This window comes from Ruminococcus callidus ATCC 27760 (genome assembly GCF_000468015.1).
Taxonomy (GTDB): domain Bacteria; phylum Bacillota; class Clostridia; order Oscillospirales; family Ruminococcaceae; genus Ruminococcus_C; species Ruminococcus_C callidus.
Window position 1 is genome coordinate 1 of the sequence record NZ_KI260427.1, and the last position, 680, is coordinate 680.

The following is a 680-nucleotide window of genomic DNA, read 5'->3' on the forward strand; positions in this document are numbered from 1 at the left end:
TCTGTCGCACAATCTTTGTGCGGTATTGCCCTATATTTTTTCGCACGGCTCTGCATTTCCTTTACGATATTGTCATTATACCGTGTTTTTCCGATTCTGTCAAGATAAAACCGCACAAAGCTGATGCATAAGATGCATCACCAGATTTTTCAGCAGAGTTTCTCCAAAAAGCGAAACCGTGCCTGCCCTCAAAAGGACAAGCACGGTTTCAGTAAAGCAATGAGAAAAAGAGAGATAACTGCAAAATTCAAAAATTGCATGTGGAAATGTGACTGACATCTCGCAATTCTATTTTGTCAGCCCATATCCGTTCGAAGCATCATCACACGCGGGATTTCCGTTTTCTGTGAATCATCTGCCTTGCTTCTGTGATAATTATATCATATTTGCACCATTCTGTCAACAGGAAAGTACTGGGTTTCGTGTAAAATATCCAATTCGTTTTTTGTGCAATTTCACAACACGGATTTTATGCACCATATTTTCCTTGTCCAGCTGGTACAATTTCTGCAAGCATTTCCCTTGTGAAAAACGTTTTCCACAATTTTATCCACTTTTCCACATACACCCGTGTGGAAAGCGGTGGAAAAGGGCGGGCTTTGTATGGTGTTTCCTTAGGCAATACCGCACAAAGATTGTGCGACAAATGCGTCGTCAAATTTTTCGTCAGATGAAACAAA

Annotated in this window: 1 pseudogene; it reads right to left on the reverse strand. The window is 40.7% G+C overall.

The features are described from left to right. Positions 1–469 precede the first annotated feature (469 nt). Positions 470–680 (reverse strand): annotated as a pseudogene (locus RUMCAL_RS16290) (hypothetical protein); the annotation flags it as partial.